Annotated in this window: 19 protein-coding genes; 6 read left to right on the forward strand and 13 right to left on the reverse strand. The window is 58.4% G+C overall.

The window, feature by feature from the left end; all coding sequences use genetic code 11:
- A partial coding sequence (locus HBA54_RS21710) for a c-type heme family protein (protein WP_167228631.1) occupies positions 1-434 on the reverse strand: 434 nt, incomplete at its 3' end.
- Between the two features lie 92 nt (positions 435-526).
- The gene (locus HBA54_RS21715; protein WP_167228633.1) at positions 527-757 is read right to left on the reverse strand and encodes a hypothetical protein; all 231 of its coding nucleotides are present in this window, start codon (positions 755-757) and stop codon (positions 527-529) included.
- A 248-nt stretch (positions 758-1,005) separates the two neighbouring features.
- Here HBA54_RS21715 and HBA54_RS21720 point away from each other — a divergent pair, with 248 nt between their 5' ends.
- From HBA54_RS21720 to HBA54_RS21730, 3 genes are all read left to right on the forward strand, one after another.
- On the forward strand, positions 1,006-1,287 hold the full coding sequence (locus HBA54_RS21720; protein WP_167228635.1) for a hypothetical protein: 282 nt from the start codon (positions 1,006-1,008) through the stop codon (positions 1,285-1,287).
- Positions 1,259-2,758 (forward strand): methyl-accepting chemotaxis protein, encoded by a 1,500-nt coding sequence (locus HBA54_RS21725; protein WP_167228637.1) that lies wholly within the window; start codon positions 1,259-1,261, stop codon positions 2,756-2,758. Before HBA54_RS21720 ends, HBA54_RS21725 begins: the two co-directional genes overlap by 29 nt.
- Before the next feature lie 220 nt (positions 2,759-2,978).
- On the forward strand, positions 2,979-3,980 hold the full coding sequence (locus HBA54_RS21730; protein ID WP_167228639.1) for a dienelactone hydrolase family protein: 1,002 nt from the start codon (positions 2,979-2,981) through the stop codon (positions 3,978-3,980).
- A gap of 162 nt (positions 3,981-4,142) precedes the next feature.
- On the opposite strand, the gene HBA54_RS21735 is transcribed toward HBA54_RS21730, so the two are convergent.
- Positions 4,143-4,553 (reverse strand): VOC family protein, encoded by a 411-nt coding sequence (locus HBA54_RS21735; protein ID WP_167228642.1) that lies wholly within the window; start codon positions 4,551-4,553, stop codon positions 4,143-4,145.
- A gap of 217 nt (positions 4,554-4,770) precedes the next feature.
- The gene (locus HBA54_RS21740) at positions 4,771-5,103 is read right to left on the reverse strand and encodes an IS6 family transposase (RefSeq protein ID WP_205944823.1); all 333 of its coding nucleotides are present in this window, start codon (positions 5,101-5,103) and stop codon (positions 4,771-4,773) included.
- Between the two features lie 197 nt (positions 5,104-5,300).
- Between HBA54_RS21740 and HBA54_RS21745 the strand changes: the two genes are divergently transcribed.
- Complete coding sequence (locus tag HBA54_RS21745) at positions 5,301-6,374, forward strand: sensor histidine kinase (RefSeq protein WP_167228644.1); 1,074 nt, start codon at positions 5,301-5,303, stop codon at positions 6,372-6,374.
- 290 nt (positions 6,375-6,664) lie between these two features.
- Here HBA54_RS21745 and HBA54_RS21750 read toward each other — a convergent pair whose 3' ends face one another.
- The 8 genes from HBA54_RS21750 to HBA54_RS21785 form a co-directional block, all read right to left on the reverse strand.
- The gene (locus HBA54_RS21750) at positions 6,665-7,285 is read right to left on the reverse strand and encodes a hypothetical protein (RefSeq protein WP_167228646.1); all 621 of its coding nucleotides are present in this window, start codon (positions 7,283-7,285) and stop codon (positions 6,665-6,667) included.
- 115 nt (positions 7,286-7,400) lie between these two features.
- Positions 7,401-8,240 carry a hypothetical protein gene (locus tag HBA54_RS21755; RefSeq protein WP_167228648.1) on the reverse strand — a complete coding sequence of 280 codons (840 nt, stop codon included), beginning with the start codon at positions 8,238-8,240 and terminating at the stop codon, positions 7,401-7,403.
- 105 nt (positions 8,241-8,345) lie between these two features.
- The gene (gene eglC / locus HBA54_RS21760; RefSeq protein WP_167228650.1) at positions 8,346-10,358 is read right to left on the reverse strand and encodes an endo-1,3-1,4-beta-glycanase EglC; all 2,013 of its coding nucleotides are present in this window, start codon (positions 10,356-10,358) and stop codon (positions 8,346-8,348) included.
- A gap of 314 nt (positions 10,359-10,672) precedes the next feature.
- Entirely contained in the window at positions 10,673-11,143 is a 471-nt protein-coding gene (locus HBA54_RS21765) for a hypothetical protein (protein WP_167228652.1), read from the reverse strand.
- Positions 11,144-11,590: 447 nt separating this feature from the next.
- Positions 11,591-11,908: an MOSC domain-containing protein gene (locus HBA54_RS28775; protein ID WP_205944824.1), complete on the reverse strand. Its 318-nt coding sequence runs from the start codon at positions 11,906-11,908 to the stop codon at positions 11,591-11,593.
- Between the two features lie 687 nt (positions 11,909-12,595).
- Positions 12,596-13,534 (reverse strand): arginase family protein, encoded by a 939-nt coding sequence (locus tag HBA54_RS21775; RefSeq protein WP_167228654.1) that lies wholly within the window; start codon positions 13,532-13,534, stop codon positions 12,596-12,598.
- Positions 13,531-14,484: an arginase family protein gene (locus HBA54_RS21780; protein WP_167228656.1), complete on the reverse strand. Its 954-nt coding sequence runs from the start codon at positions 14,482-14,484 to the stop codon at positions 13,531-13,533. The genes HBA54_RS21775 and HBA54_RS21780 overlap by 4 nt, the downstream gene beginning before the upstream one ends.
- A 48-nt stretch (positions 14,485-14,532) precedes the next feature.
- Positions 14,533-15,741, reverse strand: coding sequence for an MFS transporter (locus HBA54_RS21785; protein ID WP_167228658.1), 1,209 nt, complete (start codon positions 15,739-15,741; stop codon positions 14,533-14,535).
- A gap of 124 nt (positions 15,742-15,865) precedes the next feature.
- Here HBA54_RS21785 and HBA54_RS21790 point away from each other — a divergent pair, with 124 nt between their 5' ends.
- A complete protein-coding gene (locus HBA54_RS21790; RefSeq protein ID WP_205944825.1) occupies positions 15,866-16,516 on the forward strand; it encodes a TetR/AcrR family transcriptional regulator in 651 nt (216 codons plus the stop codon).
- Between the two features lie 169 nt (positions 16,517-16,685).
- On the opposite strand, the gene HBA54_RS21795 is transcribed toward HBA54_RS21790, so the two are convergent.
- Positions 16,686-17,327, reverse strand: a complete 642-nt coding sequence (locus tag HBA54_RS21795; RefSeq protein WP_167228660.1) for a bleomycin resistance protein — start codon at positions 17,325-17,327, stop codon at positions 16,686-16,688.
- A 434-nt stretch (positions 17,328-17,761) separates the two neighbouring features.
- Between HBA54_RS21795 and HBA54_RS29930 the strand changes: the two genes are divergently transcribed.
- Positions 17,762-18,121 (forward strand): nuclear transport factor 2 family protein, encoded by a 360-nt coding sequence (locus HBA54_RS29930; protein WP_367575718.1) that lies wholly within the window; start codon positions 17,762-17,764, stop codon positions 18,119-18,121.
- Positions 18,122-18,178: the final 57 nt, after the last annotated feature.

Genomic DNA, 18,178 nt, shown 5'->3' on the forward strand with positions numbered 1-18,178 from the left:
AGGCAGGCATCCAAGGTCGGAACCGCCCGCATGTAGTGCACGTAGGTCCGGCCGTCGCGCTCCTCCAGCCGGATCGTTTCCATGCTGTCGAAGGACTGGCCGGCAAAGCTACGCGTCAGATAACCCAGCAGTACGCCGCGCTCCGCCTCATTCGGCCGGTTTTCAGGGTTACGCGCCCTCAGTGCCGGGCGGCGGATTTCCCAGCCGGTCTCGGCGGCAACCTCAGCAGCGATCTCCGGCGCCAGATGGCGGCAGACCGATGTCGCCTCCGCAGGACCGACTTCGCGCACGGCCTGTTGGAGATGTTCCATCATCACCTGCCGCAGTTGTTGGATTGCGGCACGCGCCTCGTCCGTGTAGGCGCTCAAATCCTGCGCAACGGCACTGCCGCCCGATATCAGGAAGGCGACTACCAAACAAAGCTTCCTGAGCATTGCCGCCTCCTGCATCCCGCCCAGCATGCCCGCGGCCACCGAGATTTGTGGAAAAGGTTAACACCCTTTGCTGTTCGAGGCCTTGAGTTGCATCAAAAAGTGTTGCCGTTCCGCAGTAGTATTCTAGCAGCGGCAATGAACGGCCCGGTAGGGATCCAAAACAAGGAGACCGCTATCTGCGCCAACTGCTGATTATTTACGCCCCCTTCATTCTTGGCGTTGCAAAGAGACCACGCACAGCCGATGACACCTGGGTTATTGATCATCACGAACAAGCCGCTGCATCCGTTTAACTGATTTGCCAATTCAAAGCTGACATCCAACCCTCGATCCCGGACGCCCCTAAGGGTCGACTTGAGCCGCTTGTCGTGGCCCCCGCTGGTCCCGCTCGACCCAACGCGCTCGGCGGCAAGGTTCGGCCAGGAACGGTCGTTCGCTTACAGTCTCTTGTGCTGCAACTCGAGACCCATTCCAGTCATCTTTCGTCAAACGCTGCGAGTCCGCCCACCTCAACGAGATGGATTCCATCCTTTCCGCGAATTGGTGGTGTAGCTGAGGAAAAGCCCCTGGCTTGCCCAGTATTCTGTTGTGCTTTTGGGACCGTATGCGCCCGCAGCGATCGGCAGGGGCGGTCATTTCGTCCATGGAATCGTTTCGATGTAGGTCTCGGTTATGGCAGGCGTTCCCGATTGTCGCGGCGGAGACGCTTGTAACTGGTGCAGTTGATTTTTCAACCGGAGAGATTAACCAAGGAGTCACTTTCACTATGTTTATTGCTGCAATCAATGCAATTAAGCAAAACCTAATAAACCAAGGAAGAGAAAATGTCAGCCAACTGGATGAAAAAGATTAATGCCGGGCGCTCCGCAGATATAAGCGTCCACAAGCAGATGGTCGATAACATGCCCGTCTGCGTTCTGCTTTGCGATCTAAAGAACTTCACGATCACTTATGCGAACAGCGCTTCGATCGAGGCTTTGAAGGGCATCCAGCATGCCCTGCCGATCGCGGCGGAGGACATCGTCGGTCAGTCGATCGACGTCTTCCACAAGAACCCGGCGCATCAGCGTAAGTTGCTCGCCGACCCGAAGAACCTTCCTTACACCACCAAGATCACCATCGCCGGGGAGTGGCTCGATCTCCTGGTAACGCCGCTCTACGACACCAAGGGCAACTATATGGGCCCGATGCTGACCTGGAGTGTGATTACGGCCCAGGTGAAGAAGGAACGGGAAACCGAGCAGCTGCTCGACATGCTCGACAAGATGCCGGTCAATGTGATGCTGGCCGATAAAGACAGCCTGGAAATCACCTATGTGAACAAGACCAGCATCGAGACGCTGAAGCCGCTGCGCCATCTGCTGCCGGTGGCGCCGGAAGACCTGAAAGGCAGCTGTATCGATGTCTTCCACAAGAACCCGGCCCATCAGCGTGCGCTGCTTGCCGATCCGAGCAATCTGCCGTTCCAGGCAAACATCGCCTTGGGTGACGAGAAGCTGTCGCTGGAGGTGACGGCCCTGACCGATCCCGACGGCAACTACGTGGCACCGATGCTGACCTGGAATGTGGTCACCCAAAACCTGCGCATGGCGGAGAACGTGTCGACGGTGGTGACGGCGGTGTCGGCGGCGTCGACCGAGATGCAGAGCTCGGCCAATTCGCTGACGTCGACGGCGGACCAGACAAACCATCTCGCCTCGACGGTGGCTTCCGCCTCCGAGGAGCTCAACGCTTCGATCTCGGAGATTTCGCGCCAGATCTCCCATTCGACCGAGATCGCCAGATCGGCGGTCGACGCGGCGCAGGAGGCAACCACGATGATCAACGGCCTGGCGACGTCGGCCGAGAGCATCGGCACGGTGGTGAGCATGATTCAGGACATCGCCGAGCAGACCAACCTGCTGGCGCTCAATGCCACGATCGAGGCGGCGCGGGCGGGCGAGGCCGGCAAGGGCTTCGCGGTGGTTGCCAGCGAGGTCAAGGCCCTGGCCAATCAGACGGCCAAGGCGACCGAGCAGATCGCTGAGCAGATCGGCCAAGTCCAGGGCGCGACCGGCTCGGCGGTTTCCGGGATCACCACGATCACCAAGACCATCGAGGAGATCAGCAGCGTCACCACGGCCATTGCCTCGGCCGTGGAAGAGCAGGGCGCCGCGACACAGGAGGTCAACCAGAACATCTCCGGGGTCTCCGATGCTTCCGGTGAAACCGGGCGGATGTCCAAGGATGTGTTGGAGGCGGCGGCGGAACTCTCCTCCCAGGCCGGGGCCTTGGAAGGCCATGTCTCGGAGTTCCTGGGCACCATGAACGCAAAAGCAAGCTGATCGCGCTCACCTTCAATATGGTAAGGCGTGATCGTTTTTGATGGCCACACTCGAGAACAATCGCGCTGCAAGGGCGGCAAAACCTTAGCGGGTTTTGCCGCCCTACGCGCAAACTTCTGTCGGCAACAGCCGAACCGCGTGCCGATCTCGGCGCCTGCCCGGTTGGCGACACGATGTCGAGCAGGATAACCGCTAACGGCCAGGAGCGGTCACCCCTCTTATGCTTACCAACGTCCGATTGCCGAATGAAAAGCGGCCGTTCGGACAACGCCCCTTATGGCGCGATCTCATCTTATTCCGAATATCAGGCCGGCAGGGTATCATCTTCGGCATGATGGTATATCAATCTATTCGATCCGGCTTACTTACTGGGTTTCTCAGCGTTCTCTCGACCTGCGCCGCGTTCGCGACTGAAGCTGTCCAATTCAAAGGCGCTAATGACCAGACACTGCTGACGGGTTTTCTTTCCGTGCCCACGGGCTCAAACAAGGTACCGGCCGTTGTCTTCCTTCACGGTTGTAGCGGGCTGGGGGGCGCCGGCCAGATTTACGCCACGTACACTGCGTGGGCTAGATATCTGAACGATGCCGGATATGCCGTCCTTATGATCGACAGTGCTGGTCCACGTGGTTTCCGAGCGACTTGCGGCCCGAGCGAAGCGCGGCGGGTCATGTACCGTGAGCGGCCCGGAGACGCCTATGCCGCCCTGGCTTTTCTTCAGTCCTCGTCGCGCATTGATCCTGCCCGTATCTCCCTGATGGGATGGTCGCAAGGTGGCGGCATCACGCTCTTGACCATCGTCTCCAAGAGTATTGGCCGGCCAATTCCGCCGCCTGCTCACGACTTCCGAGCGGCCATTGCCCTGTATCCGAGTGCTTGCAGTGATCGACTTCAGTCCCGGCCATCTACGGATGTCGAGCCTGGCAGCTGGTCGCCGGTTGCTCCCCTGCTCGTACTGCAAGGAGACGCCGACAATTGGACGAAACCCAGACCATGCATTGTATTCATAGAGGCGGCTCGGAATCGAGGCGAGCCGGTTGAGATCATTGTCTATCCCGATGCGGTGCATTCGTTCGACGCACCAGACATGCCTCTTCGAGAAAGACTCGGGGCAACGACTGCGGATGGCGAGGCGCCGCTGGTCGGCACTAACGAAGCGGCCCGCTCAGACGCCTTTGCACGAGTGCTGAGGTTCCTGAAAGATAACGCCTCAACGAAGTGACCGAGCGCCGCAGCTGGACGAACGGGCTACGATCCGATAGCCGACGTTGAGTGCATGTGCCCCGAATGGCCAAAGAGGGTCGACTCAAGCCGTTAGCATGAGTCTCCGAACGGCCAGGAGCGGTCATTCGTCGGGTTTGCAGCGAATGGCCGATCTGAGCCCCTAGCTGACGGTGCCGACACGATCAACTTGGGCAAATTCGATCAAGTCCCAGCGGTTTCCCCATGGATCCGTCCATACTGCAACACGTCCGTACGGCTCGTCGCGTGGCTCGGTCTCGAAGCGGATTCCCACATCTTGCATGCGTGAGAAATCAGTATCGAAATCGGTTGTTTCGAGGAACAGCCAGACCCTACCACCTCCTTGCTCTCCTATCACTGCGCGTTGCCGTTCCCCTACCGCACGAGCAAGCAATATCTCGGTCTCCCCACCGCGAGGGGCAATCCGAACCCAACGCTTCCCGTTGCCGAGATCAGTGTCTTCACGGCACTCGAAACCAATGCGCAAGAAGAACGCGAGTGCTTCATCGTAGTTAGGAACAAGTAGAGAAAATAGAGCGAGGCGATTGGGCATGAAAATACAGTACCGCGGAGTGGTGAGCCGGAAACCTATCACAGCGACAAGGAGTAGCAATGCCTGGCTAGTTCCGCACATCGGTCATTCGTGTCGTCTAATCCCAACATCCGCGTTCGGCCATAAACGGTCTGTCGTGGTGGGCGCAGGAAATGTCCGCTTACGGATCCCTAAGCGCCCGCTCGTCCTACTCGCCTCTTAGCGTCGGTTTTTGCGATTATCCCCTAACTACCAGACGCGAGTCGCAAAGATCCATCCCGTCACGAACACCGGGCTCAATGCCGTCGAGAAAAACACGGACGCGGATGCCAAGTTTGCGCCATTGGGGAAATGATCGCAACTGCGCTGGCCGCCTCTTCCTGATCTCTCCTGCGAAGGCCGGACCGAAACGGTTCCACCAGAACCGCACCGTCTCGTGGCAGATATTGATCCCGCGCTCGAAGAGAAGGTCTTCGACCTGCCTGAGCGACAAGGGATAGCGGACATAAAGCATCACCGAGAGGCGGATGACCTCAGGCGAGTTGTTGAAATAGCGAAAGGGGTTCGGCATTGCCGGAGACTACGGGACGCCCTGTTTCGGCTCAAGCCGATTTTCTCTGACATCGCCGCGGGAACAGTTTTGATCTCGGCCGGTTTGGCGTCAATCGGCATTGGAAAGACTTTCTTTACGGAAGGATTGTACCCTATCAGGGCTGGTGATTCTGTATCTTATCAGGGTCGGCGATTCTATTGCGATTGAGTGAACCGATGTCTGGCTGGAGCCTCTGTATCGCAACACGATGCCGCTACACCGTCGGCGGTATTTTGTTTGGCGTGACGTTTCCGATTGGGACATGGATATTCCAATCCATTCTCAACCAGCAGATGCTGTCATTTGATAGCATCCTGGCGATGCATCGGAGCAATCCAGTTAACTTCGTTGTCGATTTGGCCCCCTTCGTTCTCGGTGCCATGGGGTACTTCATCGGTTTCAAGCAGGCGGCACTGGAACACCTTACCCATTCTCTTCAAGACGAAATCACACAGCAGACTCAGGAACTGAGGCTCGCCAACGATGCAAAATCACAATTCCTGGCGAATATGAGCCACGAGCTGCGCTCGCCACTTAACGCGATTCTTGGGTTTTCAGAGATTATAAAGGATCATACTTTCGGGAAAGATGCCCCGGACCGCTATAAGGAATATGCTAACGACATTCACCAAAGCGGTAGCCACTTGCTCGCTTTGATCAACGATATCCTAGATCTTGCGAAGATCGAGGCAGGAAAGATCGAGCTGGAGCCCGAGCTCCTTGAAGTCGAATCACTTCTTGAAATCTGCAAGAGGATGTTCGGTACACGAGCGACAAAGCTTGATTTGGCTCTCGATCTTCAAGTCTGTACTCAAACCCCTCTTCTCTATGCCGACAATCGCGCAGTAAGACAGATCATTTTCAACCTCCTATCCAACGCACTAAAGTTCACACCGGAGGGTGGCAAGATTTCGATTCGGGCGCGGCGGGTGCCGGACGGTGGCGTAGAGATCGTCATCCAGGACACTGGAATCGGCATCCCGGCAGATCAACTTCATAAAGTGTTGGAACCTTTCGAGCAGATCGACAACAGGTATGGAAGCTTGGCGGATGGCACCGGCCTGGGTATGGCTCTGGTGTGGGAGCTCGTCAAGGCGCACGGTGGAACAGCCGCGATTGAGAGCGAAGAGGCGGTTGGCACAACCGTGACGATCGTGTTTCCGCCAATGCCAGACTCATCAGTTTCCCAGCAAGCAGGCAATCGGGCGGTCTCCACGGCACTGTCAGACAAACCTGAATTGGCCTGCTAATGGGTGCCGGGCTGAGGCGATCAGATTACCAACTGACGCCACTCGGCCAGGGCGGCGGAGCGTTTCTGCTTGAACATGTCGCGGCAACTAAAGTACCGGTCCCGATTGAAATGATTGTGTATCGAGGCGTGAACGGTGGCTGTCCGTCGTCAGGGATTTTGGGCCATTTGCGGCGGTCTCCTCAGTGACCGGGTCGAGCGGTTCGCAAGCATTGGTTCGTTGCTTGCGAAAGGTTGGGTTACATCTTCGCGTTTCGGCACTTACGCGACGCGGGGGCTCGCAGGAGAGTGTCACGCCGATGCCCCGCCTATTGAAGATGTAAGTCCAATGTCCCACGGTGCCTCGTCATCGTATAGATCTGCATCAGCCAGGACCGAGAAGTGCGCATGCCTTGTATGAGGATTGCTCCCGAAATACGGGCGCCATGTCCAGGGTGGCTGCCCTTCATATTCGTATGAACTGCAGATCTCGCGATTGTAGATGATGTACTTGATGCGCGGATCTCTCGATCCGGCGATTGCTCGTGTCAGCACCTGCATATCGCACCCGGATGCCGGATCGTGTGTCAGATCGAGCGCGGCGACAACTCCGATGCCGTCATCGATGATGTTCGGGCAATGATCTGAGGGGCCAGGGCAATGCGCCTCGTCTCCAATCGTGCCGTCACTGGTCTTGTTACGGCTGGGATATGCCGCATCCACCTGATCCCGCAGCACAAGCAGCGCATTGGCGACACGCCAGTCAGTCAGAGTTTTCGGATCGGGAAATTGATCGCCCCGCGGGTCGCTTTCGAACGTTTCATTGAAGGCGTCGACATCGTCCATACGACCGGCTTCGGCAAACTCCGATGCGACTGGTTCCAAGGCATCCTGATGGCCCGAGAATGGCGTTTTTTTGGTCTTTGAAATCATGTCAGTGCCTCCGGTTGTTTACCCCTTACAGAAGAAAGTCCGAACCGGCTCGTTGCCGCGTTGCGGACCGGCCTTTACTGGGTGTATCGGCTGTCGCCCTGGCCGATATGCTGCTCTATTGCCTGGGCCGATCGCGTGGATCAAGGAAGACCAGACCGAACAGCCGCCCCTTCACCATCCACGACACGCCGAACGCCCAGAGCGCGGCGGCCTCAACCCAAAATGTGGCGTTGTATTCGGTCCACCACGCCCAAGGCATGTCCGTGATGGCAGAGTTAAGGGCGTTGGCGGCCATGGCGAGCATGGCAACAACGATGACCACACCGGAGCTGATATAGAGTCTGTTGCGGGCTTTCTTCACCGGGGTCAGTTCTCCATCTTCGGTGACATGCTCATCTTCGATGACGCGCGTGAAGACAAAGAAAGTGTAGAAAGCCAGAAACGAGAACAGCAACGCCGCGCTCGTGAAATGGAGGGCATCGGCATAGGGGAAAAGCTGAAAGAACTGCCCGAAATCCTCAGCCGGAGAGACCGATACCGCATCAGAAGCCGAGGCTGCTTTAAGATCCGCCAGGATCCTGCCGGAAAAGTCCAGTTCCTCACAACCGCGCCCGGTGGTCGGAAACAGAGCGATGCCGAAGGCGGAGAATCCGGCGAAAGTGGCAAGTCTGCTCTCTCGCCGGCTCTCGCCGCGATAGGCCACGAGGAATGTGCCAATGAAAACCAGTGCCGAAACCAGAACGTCGCCAAAGAGTTTTGAATAATAAAAATGGCTGATGGAATCGTAAAAACAGGTGCCGGTCACAACCCCAATGAGCATGGCAATTGGCAATCCAAGGGCAACGCTTCCCACAACGAACGCCAGGAACTGCTGATCCAGAACGTATCGCTGGTCACTTGCGTAGTTATAGTCCGGATCCGGCTGAAAGCGCCCCGCACCCGTTTCAAACAGCATGAAGCCCCTTTCGCAAGACGGTCATCGAGCCTTGGCCATAGGTTAACCTGGCAAAGGCATCTGAAAGCGCCCTTGCCGGGCGACCCATCGCTTCACATCCAGACATCAGGAAACTTGGATCTGAGTCTCCGCATCGCGGACCAGATCGGTGACCGAATCAATCTCGCCGGTGCCCGCGTCCGCCAACGTCAACGAGGCGCCATTGTCAAAGGATACAGTCACGTCATTCCCGGCCCCGGTATCGTTGACGGAGGCGACTGATCCCACCAGGTCGTCGAGATCGATATCGGCATCGCCGTCCGAATCTATGAGGTCGCTGAATGAGAGGACGTCGGCTTCTCGCTGAAAGTCAGTGATGCGATCCCCGTCATCCCCGTTCGCTTGGTCCATCTGCCGGAAGTGGAACGTATCCGCTCCCTGACCACCGGTGAGGCGGTCATCGCCTTCGCGACCGACAAGGCGGTCGCTGCCCCCACCACCAGCCAGCACGTTGTCGGCCGCGTCACCGATCACAGTGTCGTTGCCACTGCCGCCAACTGCATTCTCGATCGAAACGAGGGCCTCAGAAGTGTTCCCATAGGTCGCCGTGCCGGCCGTGAGATCGATGTTCCGGCCGGCCGAGGCGGCGCTGTAGTCGATCGTATCGTCTCCACCACCACCGTCGTAGACGTCGCGGCCCACAGCACTGACAAGGGTGTCGTTGCCTGACAGATCGCGCGCCTGGCCTTGTTCCACGCCATCCAGTGTATAGGCACGGACATAATCGACCTTCATCTCCCCCGGCGTTGCTAGGTTGTCACCGGGCCGCCCGGCAATGCCGCCGACAGCAAGATTGAAGATCATATACATGGGTTCGTGCATATCGGCCGGCGTATCGGTGCGGGCGACCTCGACCCCGTCGTAATACCAGGTAATCGTCTCCGGACCCCAACGCACGCCATAGTTATGGAAGCCGTCACCGGCATCTGCCACATCGGCCGTCCGGGCGTCGATGACATGGCTGCCGCTGGCATTGCTGTGCGCCGTCAGAATCAATTCGTTGGGGTTCTGCCCGCGCGTCTCCACCACATCCAGTTCCTCCGGCCAGGAGCCGTCTGCCGGCAGCAGCCAGAAGGCCGGCCACAGCCCCTGGGCCCCTGGCATGTCGGCACGAATCTCGTAGTAGCCATAGGTCTGCGTGAACGATTCGTAGCTGGTCAGCATGCCCGAGGTGAACTCATACCCATTGATTTGAGACCGGATCCCGTCCGGCGCCTCGGCGGCGGTGATCGTCAGGACACCGTCATCAACGCTGAAGGGATTGACGCCGCGCGTCGGCCCGTAGTCGTGGTCGATGTACCACTGCAGCTCGTCATTGTTCTCAAGGGTCGATCCGTTTTCCTGACCCCACCAATAGTTCGAGTCCCAGGTGCCGCTCTCTCCATCCCAAAGGTTGAGGCTGTTGAAATTATCCTCGAAGGAAAGTGTCAGCTTCGAGCGGTCGAGATTCAGGTTGAACTGCTTCTCATTGAACTGATCGACGGTCTTACCAGCGAAAACCAGAATCTCCCCATCGCCCAGATCAAGACGCGCGTCAGAACCGGACTGGGTCATTCTTTCCTGAACTCCGCCAAACGATGTGAAGTCATAGCCGGTCAACCGCACGACATCGTCGGCACCGAAGTCGCGAATCAGGTCGCTGCCGTTGCCTTTCTCCACGACAAAGATATCCGCTCCGCCGGCGCCTGCCAGCACATCGTCACCCCCGCGACCATCGATGGTCTGTTGGCCGTCGCCACCGGATATGATGTTATCCGCGCCGTTGCCGTAAGCATGGCGCTCGGCGCCAGTGACCGTGAGGTTCTCGATATGAGCCGGCAAGGTGAAGCTCATCCAGGTATCGACCGAGTCGATACCGTCGCCGGCGGCTTCGACGGCACGGTTGTTGCTGGAATAAATGTGGTAGATATCGTCGCCAGCCAAGCCGGACATCGTCACATCGAAGTCCGGGTCTCCCCAGAAACTATCGTTTTCGGCGGTTCCGGACAGTTGCGGTCCGGAGTCGGTTGCTGAAAGGCTGTTGACGGAAGAGGCGCTATAGGAAAGGGGGATACCCCTGGCATTCAAGACCGTACTCATCGAACCTCGCTATCCTGCGTTTCATTGGTAGCTGCTTGCTTTCCCTATCTCTCACGTTCTGACTTGATCCCTCTCTCCCGGCTCTTCCGGCGCATGGCAGACGGTTTGGCCACGCGCCCAGTGAAGCTTCGGCGACTGTATCGACACTCAGGAACAGCCGCATTAGATGCACCTGTTGGTGGGACGCTCCAGTTCGAGAAACATTCCAACTATCGCGATATCGGATAAAAAGCGCGGCGCGGGTAAACAAGCCGGACAGCGCAAGGGTTGGATCGGGCCGTCCGCGATGTGCTCTTTCCACAGCGCTGGGAGGCCTAGTCTTTGCCCTGTACTACTCCTTCCGGATTTATGCCTGGAACTGCGCTGGAAAGGGATGCGGCAAGGCTGTACCACCATGCAGCGACCAAGCCCCAGACGGCATTTGCTACCAACACAAGCACCGGTGTCAACGTACCAAGGTTCAGGCCAGCCATGCCCGGGCCTTGATCTCCACTGGTCAGCATAGGAAAAAAGAAAAACAACGTTGCCGCAGAGGCCAGCAAGCTCAGGATCAACCCCCGCACCACCCAGTTCCCACCCAAAAGCGGCACCGCAAGCAGGATGCCCCAAAGGCCGCCCCACGCTACTTGCTTATAGAGAAAGGCCGGCAAGGCGGGTTCAGGCAATTGAATGCTCATCGCAGCGATTAGGCCGCCTGCGCCCGCCGCGATCAGGAATCCGACATTCGCAAGCGCGCCGAGGCTGCCGGCTGCGAAGCCCAGTGAAATCTGATTTGGGAGTCTCATGATGCGTTTCCCTCTCATGGTTGAACTGAAGTCATTCCATGGCAAGGAACATGCTCCTGCCCACGGCCGCTCGAAGAGATCAACTCTATGAAAAAACAGGGGTATAAGGACATGACGCCGAAGCGCTCGAGTTCTTCCATCAAACTAGACTGCTTGTTGGAGCTTCCAGATATTCTTTGAGGGAGGCCAGACATGTCGCCTCGTTGAGCTTGCGGTCTTGGTTTCAAGCGTCCAACAGACGGTTACAGCTATAGGTTCTCCGCCGCTATACAGTGCGGGCGGGGGGTGTCGTGGGCACCCACGGAATGACCAGCCTTGCCCAGTCCCTGCCATCCGGGGCGGCGATCGGGCTACATTCGTTCATCCGGCCGGCGACCTGCTCTTGGCTGTAGTGTTTGGCTGCGAGCCGCACGCCTTGTCGCCCGGGTCGAACAAACACGGGGAGGGCTAAGCAAGCTTAGTCACCACATCGCCGACACGAATCGTCCCTGCTTTCACTATCTTGGCATAGACTCCGCGGAGATGGAGCTGCTTGCCAGTGCGAGAATTGACGAATTGCGCAGCAGCCTTACCGTACCTTTCAACGAACTTCCCACACGGACCATGCGGCACCGCTGAAACCTCCAGAACGGCGGTACCGACCCCCAAGCGCTGGCCGCTTGGCACGTTCGAGTCGGAAAGGTCGAGATCGACAAAGAGGTTGTCGCCCGACAACTGCCAGCGTTCTTCCTGATTGGCGATGAGCCCTATGGTGCGAGCACTCATTATGGACACCTGGACGTCTGGGTGTGGGCGGCCGTCGGGTAGCGTCATCCAACTTTCATGCGCCCAACGATCGCCGTGCACACCACCTTCGGGGCTAAGTTCACACGCCAGGAGTTGGCGCCTTTCGTCGGTGCTTGGTCGAATGACGATCGCTTCTAGGAGGCCACGGTCCTGCGGAGAGTCTTGAATATGTGGCAGGCAAGCGTCAAGTTCCTCTCGGCTCAGGTGCTTAATCACATTCAGAACAACCCACATTTCTTGAAACAACAATTATTGCAGAGGAGCTGCAACCGACTGCTCTTCTCAGATACGAGACCATGGAGCCTCCTCAGATACGAGACCATGGAGCCTCCTGCAAGCATCGAAAAATATTCTACGACCTCGAACGTGGGACCTGTGCCTGGCTCGGTCAACGACTGCCCCTTGCACTTACCTGTCTACTACGTCGTCACTTACGAACTCGATCCCCGCCACCACCTTGCGGACGGTGCGGGCGTGCCCGCCATTAGGCGCGGCAGCCTCCGGCCAGAGGCTGCCGTCTGTCGCGACCTCACCCAAAGTCCGCTTGCAGATAACAAAGCGGCCACTTGCACAGCCCAGCTGATACCAGCGTTCTTGAGCTCAAGGATACACTTGAGGTCTATAGATCTCCTCGCAGCAATGGCTATATCCGAGCCGTTATGTGCGTCATTTGCCCGCTTGGCCGGCTCCTGGGCCGACTGTCCCTAGCGCCTCTCCCAGCATCGCAACCAAGGCGCGGATCGTGGAGCCGTCCTCCACTCCATGCGTGGGGTTGACCTCCGCGATGGTGAGTGCCGAGAGACGTGGATCCGCCGCGAGGACTGCAAGGGTGCGCGCAGTCTGATCGAGCGTTAAGCCAGTACCGCGGCCCGTCGTGTCCTCTGAGAGCGGTGCGTCGAAAAAATCGAGAACGTCGACATCGAAGTGAACCAGAAGCTGGTCGAACTTGGCGCTCCAGCGGTCCAAAAGCTTCGCCGTCTCGCCTTCGGGGTCGCGCGCAATCGCGTTCCAAGTGACGACGTCGAGGCCGAGCTCCTGGATCTGTCTACGTTCGAATTGCGTTGCGCGCTCCGGTTCGAACCCGAACAGCGCCAGGTCACCCGGTTGGAGCAGCGGACGGCGAGGGCCAATGTCGGCGAGCTCACGTCTCGCACCCTCGATATCAAGCATATGGGCGACGCCCATCCAATCGAGTGCTCCGTCCGGGACCGCTTCCGGAACGTTCATGTCGGCGTGAGCATCAAGATAGACGAGCCCGATCCGCTGACCGGCGTCGAGATGGGCTGCGACCACACCAAGCTCTATCGTGCAGTTCCCTCCGAGCACGAGCGCCAGGTTTCCCTCAGCAAGCACCCGCGCAATCCGTTCGCGGGTGTAGCCGACATACTCGATCGTCGGGGCAAGATTCTGGGCCCTGAGATCGGTTGGATCCGGACGCCATCGCCAGACCGGGGGATCATCATTCCTGTCGACTACGTCGCACCCTGCGGAGCGAAGGACCTCGGCAAGTCCCGCCGCGCGCAAGGCGGCTGGTGCTTTCTCCTGACCAGGTGCATAAGAAGCGGCACTTGTAGGAATTCCGATAATCTCGATCGGCTTCTTCATTGCCGTTCTCCGGTATACGAGCTGAAGGCTGTCGCAAGCGCCTTGATGAATGCCTGCAATGCCCGCCTGGACGAGTCGTCCTCTGCGCCACGGACGGGGTTGATCTCAGCGATCGTAAGGCCGGCAAAACGAGGGTCACCAACAAGAATGGAGAGCGCTCGAGTGGCTTGCTGGAGCGTCAACCCAACATCGCGAGACGCCGACGTGTCGGCAATCGGCGTTTCCGTAAAGTTGAGAACATCGACGTCCAGATGAACGAGCACATGCTCAAACTGATCACTCCAACTGCCTAGAAGTTCGATCATCTCCCTTTCAGGATCGCGCGCGATGGTCGTCCAATCGATCACACGAATGCCCAGCGCATCGATTTGGTGGCGCTCGAAATCGGATGCCTGCTCAGGAACGAACCCGATTACAGCGACATCGGACGGAGCGAGCAGCGGACGCCGAGAGCCGATGCCGGCGAGTTCAGTCACAGCGCCCTCCAAATCCAGCATATGGCCGACGCCCATCCAGTCGAGGGACTCCAGGAACTCGCCCGTCCCCTCGGGCACTGAACCCGGGACGTTCAGATCGGCGTGGCCGTCGAAATAGACAAGCCCGACTCGATACTCGGCATCGAGATGAGCGGCGAGCGTGCCGATCTCGATCGTACAGTCCCCTCCAAGAACAAGCGGTAGATTCCCTTCACCTATCGCACGGGTCACGCGTTTGCGTGCGTGTTCGACATACGCAATCACCGCTTCGGTGTTGGACGCTGTCACACCGCCCGTGCCGGCTCGCCACTGCCAGACTGGCGCGTCATCGTTTCGGTCGATCACGTCGAGACCGGCTTCACGAAGTGAATCGGCGATTCCAAGCTCTCGGAGCATGGCCGGCGCTTGTTCAATTCCAGCAGTGTTGGCGCCAGCGCTGGAAGGAATGCCAATGATTTCGATTTTTCGTTCCACGGTTCGCATCCTTCTGTTTGAGGAAAGAAGAGCTTTGGGGGGGGGGCATCAGCTGCAGAGGCTCGGGTTGGCGGAGCGGACGCGGCGTCCCCGTGCGCGCCGGCTGATCAGCCAAATCGTGGCGCAGGAGGCGGCCAGTGCGAAGACGACCATGGCGACCACGAATCCATGCGGTCTCCAAAGATCCATCGCAGCGCCCGCAACACCGGGGCCGACAACCGAGCCGGCCTGGTAGATCATGAGGAAGGCAGCGTTGGCGACGGCCAGTTCGCTCACTGGCACCCGAGTCCCGAGCACGATCAGCCCAACCGAGTAAAAGCCAAGCACGGCGCCACCAAGCAGAAACGTGAGCACAAGGCGCGGGACCTGACTGTCAATGGCCGCTGCTGCGGCAATTGCGAGAACGGCGCAAACGAAACCCATGCCGATCATGACGGCATCGCGAGAAACCCGATCGCACAGCCAGCCAACTGCGAACTGCAAAACAATTCCGCCGACCATCAGCGTGCTGAGCAGAACGAGACCATCCGCTCCCGTAAGGCCTGCGCCGAGCGCATAAACCGGCAGCAACGAAAAGTAACCAAGTTCGGTGATACCGCCAGCAAACGCGCCAATCATGGCTATCGGCGCGAGACGGATGGCGCCCAAGAGCCCGCTTTGCGGATGCGGCTCCAGAGCAGGTGCAAGGTTCCAGGCCGCCAGCAGCGGCACCACCGTCGCAACCATAGCGCCGACACCGACGGCATAGGGCGCGAAGCCGTCTGTGCCGACAGCGTTGAGCACGAGCGGGCCGGCCGCATAACCGGTGAACAGCCCCATCACATAAAGCGCCATCATTCGTCCACGGGCCGACTCGGTCGTAACCGTGTTGATCCAAGTCTCGCCAACCAGCCACGGGAAGGTCATGCCCGCGCCGATCAAAAAGCGCAGTAGGATCCAGGCCTCCACGCTCTGGAACACCGGCATCAGCAAGAAGCCTAGAGTGGTCAGCGTGCAGCCGATCACCATGGACTGAACGGCGCCAATGCGGCCGATTATGCGCGGCAGGACTGGCAACAAGAGGAACACCGCCAGGGCCGGCATGCCGCCGGCGAGGCCGATGAGCCAGCCGGGCGCGCCCCACTCTTCGAACTTCAGCGCCGTCAATGGGTAGCCAACGCCGTAGGACAGGCCGAGTCCGACGGTCGAAACAATCACTGCAGTCAGGCTTAAAGCCCGCTGACGGGCGGTCATGGCTTGAGCGGCAAGTGCGGTCATGGGGTACCCCTCCTGAGTTTTGGGCACGCCAAAGCGATGGCGTCTCGGCGTGGCATGAGCATTGATTTCTACACCGAAGAGATATAATTTCTACAGCGGAGAATCGTCAAGTGGAATTTCTACGTTGTCGAAAAAACTGACGCGTCCTGGGCCAAAAGGCATCTCACCCAACGAAATCGTCCGAGCCGGCATCGCCTTGATGGAAGAGGAAGGGGCGGACGGCTTCAGCGTTCGCAAACTCGCAAACACGTTCGGCTGCGACCCGATGGCCGTGCTCTATCATTTCAAATCGAAAGTAGGGCTGGAGCGTGCCATGGCCGACGCGCTAAACGCCGAGGTGAAACCGGTTGACCCCAACGCCCCTTGGCGCGAACGCCTTGCTGACATGGCCCATCAATACCGGGCGTTAGCGCTGCGCTATCCGCAGACCTTCCCCCTCCTTACCCGTTTCTGGATGACGGGACCATCGGACTACAGGCACGCGGAAATGGTCTATCAGGCCTTGGACGACGCGGGCCTGAACGATCAGCAGATATCAACTATCTGCTGCGGTTGGTATGCGAGCGTGCTCGGGCTCGCTACGGCCGAAGTGGGTGGCATGTTGCAATCGGCGACGCAGCAGGACATTGCTGAGGTGGAGGCGCTGCCTGCCGACCAGTTTCCTGTCGTCAAACGGCTTGTTCCGGTCTTCAAGACGCAAAAACCGGGGCAAGTTCATGCGGTTATGGTTGAGATGATCCTCGATGCAATCGAGCAGCAGCTGACAGCTTCATAGGCGATCTCCGCCGTCAGACGGCCGTTTTGCGATCTAAAAGCTGACGCTCGCGCCAAGGATCATGGGCGGCCGCTTCGGGTCGACTTGAGCCGATCCAAGTGGTCCCAGACCGGCCAGAAACGGCAGTTTCTGACAGGCACTCCAATGACCGCACAGAGCCCAAATCGGACTAGCCTGCACTTCCCGCGAAGCAAATCAGATTGCCGTCGGGGTCTTGCACGATGAAAGTGCGGGCACCCCATGGCTCAGTCTTCAAGGTCTGGTGAAACGCAACGTTTGCTTTCTGGAATTCCAGAAACAGTGGCTTGGCATCGTCGAGGGTTAGCGTCGCGGACAGAGCATCACGCTCTCGGGTCCGAAAGTCGCTGTTGAAGACCGGCCCGCCAACCTTCCGCAGATTCAAACGCCCTCCATCGCGATAGACCTGTGCGTAAAATGGTGGTTCTCCATAGGAGAACCCGATCTTGAATCCGAGCCTTTCAGTATAGAACCGGCAGGCAAACTCGATGTCGGAGACGAAGAGTTGAGGTTCAGCCGCCATGATCGTTGACGCGCTAGCTTTGGATGGCGGTGATATCGCCATTGTTTCAATACCTTTTTTGAGCGTTGGCCAGTTCTTGAAACCGTGCTTTTTGGCTACAAGTTCCTGGGCATCGCTGAGCTTGAAATCAGCGTCCAAGACTTCCCTATCGGACAAGTCTCTGTATCGGACCAAGAACCGGCTGATCTGCGCCGCGACAGGGAAATATCCTTCACGGTGCCATCGCCGATAAAGCTTGGCTTGCTTTCTGAGATTTTCGATGGTTGGCATGGGCTCGTTGCTTGTTGGGACTTTGTCGTAGGCGGGCAATGCCCCTCCGGCTCACGAGCCGATGTGCCCTACAGCAACATCTGTGACGCTAGGCAATTGTGACCTTGGCGTCAAGGTATCGAGTTGCTTGGACGCCGCCCTTCAATCGAACCGCCCGCCACGCAGCGATCCGGCAAGGGCAGCTCCGTCCACTTTTCAGTCGTTCAAGTTGCTCAGTCTGAATGGCTGGGTTGGGTCGATTTGAACCGCCTGTGGTGCCCTTGGCTGGGTCCCGCTCGGACCGCTGTCATCAGCAACAAGATTCAGCCAGAAGTGATCATCATGGTCCCTGAAGGCGGCGGCTTGTGAGCAAAAGGCGGCGGCTTTCAGGGCTCTCCTCTATTTTGGGATCGCAGGCGGCCTACCGCGAAATTGATCTGTGCTACACTCGTAGAATGAATGCAGAAACGGAAATCGCCGAAGTGCTGCACACTTTGGAAGCTCGCTTATTGGACCCCCTAGTTCGATGCTCGCCGAGCGAGGTCGATCGCCTCTTGTCCGACGACTTCGTTGAATTCGGGAGCTCCGGTCGCGTTTACGACAAGGCGATCATGATAGAGGCTTTGCGCCAAGATCCGGGATTTGACGGCCCCCGTACGATCATCAACTTCAAGGCCCTCGAGCTTTCATCTTTGGTCGTGCTTGTCACCTACCGGATTCGCGAGACAGGTACCCTTCGAAGTTCGATTTGGCGGTCTAACGGGGAGCATTGGGAGATGGTATTTCATCAAGGGACCTGTTCTGCGTCCGGGTAAGTGGTGACGCCTTTCGGCTAGAAGCGGTCATCAGTGACGGGCGTGACAGTCCCAGAA

Origin of the sequence: Pelagibius litoralis (assembly GCF_011683915.1) — a bacterium.
GTDB classification, from domain to species: Bacteria; Pseudomonadota; Alphaproteobacteria; order Kiloniellales; family Kiloniellaceae; genus Pelagibius; species Pelagibius litoralis.